General features: G+C 61.3%; 7 protein-coding genes. 4 read left to right on the plus strand and 3 right to left on the minus strand.

Annotated elements, in window-relative coordinates; translation table 11 throughout:
- On the minus strand, positions 1 to 535 hold a 535-nt coding region (locus EN964_RS22940), incomplete at its 3' end, for a helix-turn-helix transcriptional regulator (protein WP_164775941.1).
- Positions 536 to 762: 227 nt separating this feature from the next.
- On the opposite strand from EN964_RS22940, the gene aceA reads away from it, so the two are divergent.
- Positions 763 to 2,052: an isocitrate lyase gene (aceA, locus tag EN964_RS22945; protein WP_127268366.1), complete on the plus strand. Its 1,290-nt coding sequence runs from the start codon at positions 763 to 765 to the stop codon at positions 2,050 to 2,052.
- A gap of 53 nt (positions 2,053 to 2,105) precedes the next feature.
- Complete coding sequence (locus EN964_RS22950; RefSeq protein WP_127268365.1) at positions 2,106 to 2,348, plus strand: hypothetical protein; 243 nt, start codon at positions 2,106 to 2,108, stop codon at positions 2,346 to 2,348.
- Here the strand turns inward: EN964_RS22950 and EN964_RS38175 are convergent.
- Complete coding sequence (locus tag EN964_RS38175) at positions 2,326 to 2,484, minus strand: hypothetical protein (RefSeq protein ID WP_164773818.1); 159 nt, start codon at positions 2,482 to 2,484, stop codon at positions 2,326 to 2,328. The genes EN964_RS22950 and EN964_RS38175 overlap by 23 nt on opposite strands.
- Before the next feature lie 142 nt (positions 2,485 to 2,626).
- Here EN964_RS38175 and EN964_RS22955 point away from each other — a divergent pair, with 142 nt between their 5' ends.
- A complete protein-coding gene (locus EN964_RS22955; RefSeq protein ID WP_236383383.1) occupies positions 2,627 to 3,031 on the plus strand; it encodes a response regulator in 405 nt (134 codons plus the stop codon).
- Between the two features lie 66 nt (positions 3,032 to 3,097).
- Here EN964_RS22955 and EN964_RS22960 read toward each other — a convergent pair whose 3' ends face one another.
- Complete coding sequence (locus EN964_RS22960; RefSeq protein ID WP_127272725.1) at positions 3,098 to 3,814, minus strand: HAD family hydrolase; 717 nt, start codon at positions 3,812 to 3,814, stop codon at positions 3,098 to 3,100.
- A gap of 164 nt (positions 3,815 to 3,978) precedes the next feature.
- Here EN964_RS22960 and EN964_RS22965 point away from each other — a divergent pair, with 164 nt between their 5' ends.
- Positions 3,979 to 5,415 carry a glutamine synthetase family protein gene (locus EN964_RS22965; protein ID WP_164749124.1) on the plus strand — a complete coding sequence of 479 codons (1,437 nt, stop codon included), beginning with the start codon at positions 3,979 to 3,981 and terminating at the stop codon, positions 5,413 to 5,415.
- Positions 5,416 to 5,426: the final 11 nt, after the last annotated feature.

The following is a 5,426-nucleotide window of genomic DNA, read 5'->3' on the forward strand; positions in this document are numbered from 1 at the left end:
CGCCGGGATCGAGCACCGAGGTGAACGCCGCGGCCTCCCCCTCGAGGGCAGCGAAATGGTTCGGCCGGCGCTCGAAAATCTCGTGCACCTCGTCGATCGGCAGGCGGGCGCCGGAAAGCGCCGTCGCCCGACCTTCGCGCGCCAATAGCTCGTTTAGGTCGGACAGGCGCTCGGCCTGCTCGCGATAGGCGCGGAACAGTTTTATCACCGCCGCGGACGCGTTGGGCGCGGCCTCGGCAAGCTCGATCAGTTCCTGATCTCCCGGCAACTCGCCGACCAGCAGGGGATCGGTGAACACTTCCTTCAAGGCAGCGACCGACCCCCTCGCCTCGCCCTGCAGCTCGTGCGGATCGACCTTGTAGACGGAGGCCAGTCTGAGGATCAGCTGCACCGTCAGCGGCCGCTGGTTGCGCTCGATCAGATTGAGATAGGAGGGCGAAATGCCAAGACCCTCGGCCATCGCCGTCTGCGTCAGGCCCTTGGCGTTGCGGATGCGGCGGATGCGCGGCCCGGCGAAAATCTTCTGGTCAGCCACGGACTGTCCTTTACAGCATTTACACGAATTTCTGGGCTCGGTCCTTTTACAATAATGACAAATTTACAACGCACCTCTGTCAAACGCAACACAGGTTTTCTCTTATATTCCGTCGGTTTCCCTGATTTTTGTGGCTGATGTCGCGCAGAAATGTAAATCCAGTCATAACCCAACGACCCCAAATTCTTGAAGCCTTGACACAGTTCAGCAATTCCTCGGAGTGACCAATGACTGATTTTTACAACCTCGTGCCATCGGCCCCGGAAGGTCGTTTCGACGGTATCGAACGGCCCTACTCCGCGGCGGATGTGAAGCGTCTGCGCGGTTCGGTGCAGATCCGTCAGAGCCTCGCCGAAATGGGTGCCAACCGGCTGTGGAAGCTCATCCATGAGGAGGACTTCGTCAACGCGCTCGGTGCCATGTCCGGCAATCAGGCGATGCAGCAGGTGCGCGCCGGGCTGAAAGCGATCTACCTGTCGGGCTGGCAGGTTGCCGCCGACGCCAACACGGCTGGCGCGATGTATCCGGACCAGTCGCTCTATCCGGCCAATGCAGCGCCCGAACTGGTCAAGCGCATCAACCGGACGCTGCAGCGCGCCGACCAGATCGAAACGTCCGAAGGCAACGGGCTTTCGGTCGAGACATGGTTCGCGCCAATCGTCGCCGACGCGGAAGCCGGTTTCGGCGGACCGCTCAACGCCTTCGAAATCATGAAGGCCTTCATCGAGGCGGGCGCCGCCGGCGTCCATTATGAGGACCAGTTGGCGTCGGAAAAGAAATGCGGCCATCTCGGCGGCAAGGTGCTGATCCCGACCGCGGCGCACATCCGCAACCTCAACGCCGCGCGCCTGGCGGCGGACGTGATGGGCACGCCGACCCTGGTCGTCGCGCGCACCGATGCGGAAGCCGCCAAGCTGCTCACCTCCGACATCGACGAACGCGACCAGCCTTTCGTCGACTACGACGCCGGCCGCACGGTGGAAGGCTTCTACCATGTCAGGAACGGCATCGAGCCCTGCATCGCCCGCGCCATTGCCTATGCGCCTTACGCGGATCTGATCTGGTGCGAGACCTCGAAGCCGGACCTGACGCAGGCCAGGAAATTCGCCGAGGGCGTGCGCAAGCATCATCCCGACAAGCTGCTCGCCTACAATTGCTCGCCCTCGTTCAACTGGAAGAAGAACCTCGACGACGCGACGATCGCCAGGTTCCAGAAGGAGCTCGGCGCCATGGGCTACAAGTTCCAGTTCATCACGCTCGCCGGCTTTCACCAGCTCAACTACGGCATGTTCGAACTGGCGCGCGGCTACAAGGCGCGGCAGATGGCGGCCTATTCCGAGTTGCAGGAAGCGGAGTTCGCGGCCGAGGCCGATGGCTACACCGCGACCAAACATCAGCGCGAAGTCGGCACCGGTTATTTCGACGCCGTGTCGATGGCGATCACCGGTGGCCAGTCATCGACCACCGCCATGCATGAATCGACAGAGCACGCGCAGTTCAAACCGGCCGCCGAATAGCGAACAGAAGAACTCAGAGGAAACGCCCAACAGGGCTTGGAAGGAGAAGACCAATGGCATCGATAAGCCGTGTCAAGGAACGCGCCGAGGAACAGTCGACGACGATGAACGTCGACCAGCAGGCGACGATCCGCATGCTGGCCAACGACCTGCACCGCCTCAACCAGTCGGTGATGAAGGCGGTCGAGGCGGGCGTCTCGGTGGAGCTCGTGCGCTCGGCACGACATCATGGCGGCGACGGCAACTGGGGCGATCTGCTGATCCCGGTGATCGTCACACAGCAGCGCCACGGCTGACCGGAATCCATGCAACCGGCCCTTCACCTGCGCAGCCCCTGCGCAGGTGAATTTTCTTTTTATGAAACGCACTTGTGGACAGTTGAGTACAGTAGCGTTGCTTGAAATTCACTGCTCCGGCGATGATTTCAGGCACTTTTATTTCAACTTGACATAGGCTCCGATCTCACGCCAATTGCGCTCCGGATTCAACTCTGCATTGAAATAGGGGCGAGCTTCTTGGCCGACTTGTGTGCCCGGTGAATGGCGAAGGCGAGACTCCAAGACATCCGAATCCGGTGACCCGCGGTTCAACCACCGAGGCGGTCCGCGATCCGTCGCAGGTGCTTGTCGTCGGCAAATCGCCAATCAATCGCGTGGTGATTTCAAAGATCGTCGAGCGATCCGGGCTCAAGCCGATTTCCGAATCTCCCGACACGGCGGCAAGGATCTTGCGGTCGCTCATTCCCGGCGCGGTTGTCCTTGACGGCGGCGCCGACAACAAGGACTGCGACAATCTGATGTCCAGCATCGACGCGTTGCGCCGCGCCTCGGGCAAATCGCTGCCACCAGTAATCCTGCTGTCAACCAAGAATGGCACCAGGGAAAGTCTGGGCCTGTCTGGTATCATCGACGTGGTGGTCGCCAAGCCGATCACGCCCGAACGGTTGCAACCGGTGATCGATCGCCTGATTGGCCGCTAGAGCAGCCAGAAAAAGTGCGCGGAGTTTCCGTCCGGGAATCAGAAAACAAACAGCTGGATCCTGTGATCAACCTGCATTCACGATGCTTTCGATCAGTCCGGGCAGTTGTCCGAGATCGGATATCTGGCGGTATCTCGTTTCAGCCACCGGCGCCTCGACATGCTCCAGCACCCAGGTCAGTTCATGCGGCACGTGGACGCCCCAACCGCCGGCCTCGATGGCCGGTACCACATCCGACTTCAGCGAGTTGCCGACCATCATGCTCTTCGCGGCACCATCGCCGTGGCGGCTGAAGATCCTGCTATAGGTGGCAGCATTCTTGTCACTGACGATCTCGACCGCGTCGAACAGATCGCCAAGGCCAGAGCCAGCCAGCTTGCGCTCCTGATCGAAGAGGTCGCCCTTGGTGATCAGCACGAGGCGGAATGCGCCGGCAAGCTTTTCGACCGTCTCGCGGGCATGCGGCAAGGCCTCGATCGGATGGTTCAGCATTTCGCGGCCGGCATCGAGAATCTCCGCTATGACCGAGGCCGGTACGCGGCCTTGCGTGACCTCGATCGCCGTCTCGATCATCGACAGGGTAAATCCCTTGATGCCGAAGCCATAGACGGCGAGGTTGCGCCTTTCGGCCTCCAGCAATCGTGCCGAGATGTGCTCCGCTTCGCCATGGTCGACGAGCATGGCGGCAAAGCGCTTTTCCGTCAGCCGGAAGAACTGCTCGTTCTGCCACAGCGTGTCGTCGGCATCGAATCCGATCGTTGTCAGTTTGCCGTTGGGCCGCATTCAATTTCTCGATTAAGATTTGGGGGCCTCGATTGAAGTGGGACGGCCGAAACTAAGCCGATTGGCGTGATTTTCAACCGCGCCGGCCAATGCCCGACGCGGCTCCCCTTCCCTTCCATAGGAGGGCACGGCTATACTCCACAATCCGCAACCCAATCTGGTGAATGATGCCGCCTGCAAAAAAGGAAGTCCGTCCGTCGAGCCGCGGAGGACGCGCCCGCACGCCTGCCTTCGTGAAAAACCAACGAGGCGTCAAGAACTGGAAGGAAGTCAGCGCCTGGCTGGAGTGGCGCGGCATCGAGGACATCGAGTGCATCACGCCCGATCAGGCAGGCGTTGCGCGTGGCAAGATGATGCCATCGAAGAAATTCACCTCCAACACCTCGCTGGCGCTGCCGTCGGCAGTCTTCATGACGACGATTTCCGGCGGCTACCCCGAGGATGGCAACGGCTTCCATTACCCGGAAGATGACGGCGACCTCAAGCTCATGCCCGACCTGTCGACGCTGACGGTGGTGCCTTGGGAAGAAGACCCGACGGCCGCGGTCATCTGCGACCTCGTCCACCAGGACGGACGCTCGGTCGAGTTCACGCCGCGCAATGTGTTGAAACGTGTGGTGGCCGCCTATGACAAGCTCGGCCTGAAGCCAGTGGTGGCGCCCGAGATCGAGTTCTACCTGGTGCGCAAGAATCCCGATCCGGACTATCCGCTGACCCCGCCGGTCGGCCGGTCGGGACGCGCGATCGGTGGCGGCGCCGGCTATTCGATCGCCGGCGTCAACGAATTCGACGAACTGATCGACGACATCTACCATTTCTCCGAAAGCCAGGGCCTGGAGATCGATACGCTGATCCACGAGGAGGGCGCCGGGCAGTTGGAGATCAACCTGCGCCACGGCGACCCGATCGAACTGGCCGACCAGGTGTTCATGTTCAAGCGCACCATTCGCGAGGCAGCACTCAAGCACGAGATCTATGCCACCTTCATGGCCAAACCGATCCAGGGGCAACCCGGCTCCGCCATGCACATCCATCAGTCGATCATCGACAAGAAGACCGGACGGAACATCTTTTCGGCCGCTGACGGCTCGGAAACCGACGACTTTTTCCACTTCATCGGCGGCATGCAGAAGCATGTGCCGAACGCACTTGTGATGTTCGCGCCCTATGTCAATTCTTACCGCCGGCTGACGCAGGCGGCGTCGGCGCCGGTCAACAACAAATGGGGCTATGACAACCGCACCACGGCGTTTCGTGTGCCGCGCTCGGATCCCGCGGCGCGGCGCGTCGAAAACCGCATCCCGTCCTCCGATGCCAACCCCTATCTGGCGCTGGCGGCATCGCTTGCCTGCGGGCTGATCGGCATCACCAACAAGATCAAGGCCGAGCCTCCCGTCCTGACCACCGCCAATGCCGACGAAATCGACCTGCCGCGTGGCCTGCTCGAAGCCGTCGACCTGTTCGAGGGCGACGAGGAACTCTGCGCGCATCTGGGCAAGTCCTTCGCCGCCACCTATGCGGCGATCAAGCGGGCGGAGTTCGAGACCTTCATGGAAGTGATCAGCCCGTGGGAGCGGGAGTATTTGTTGCTGAATGTTTAGGGGAGTAGGGG

It is taken from the genome of Mesorhizobium sp. M7A.F.Ca.CA.001.10.2.1 (assembly GCF_003998575.1).
GTDB lineage: Bacteria > Pseudomonadota > Alphaproteobacteria > Rhizobiales > Rhizobiaceae > Mesorhizobium.

Coding starts and splice junctions, on each gene's coding strand:
- aceA (WP_127268366.1), top strand. CDS start 763: ATGACTGATTTTTACAACCTCGTGCCATCGGCCCCGGAAGGTCGTTTC.
- EN964_RS22950 (WP_127268365.1), top strand. CDS start 2,106: ATGGCATCGATAAGCCGTGTCAAGGAACGCGCCGAGGAACAGTCGACG.
- EN964_RS22965 (WP_164749124.1), top strand. CDS start 3,979: ATGATGCCGCCTGCAAAAAAGGAAGTCCGTCCGTCGAGCCGCGGAGGA.
- EN964_RS22960 (WP_127272725.1), bottom strand. CDS start 3,814: ATGCGGCCCAACGGCAAACTGACAACGATCGGATTCGATGCCGACGAC.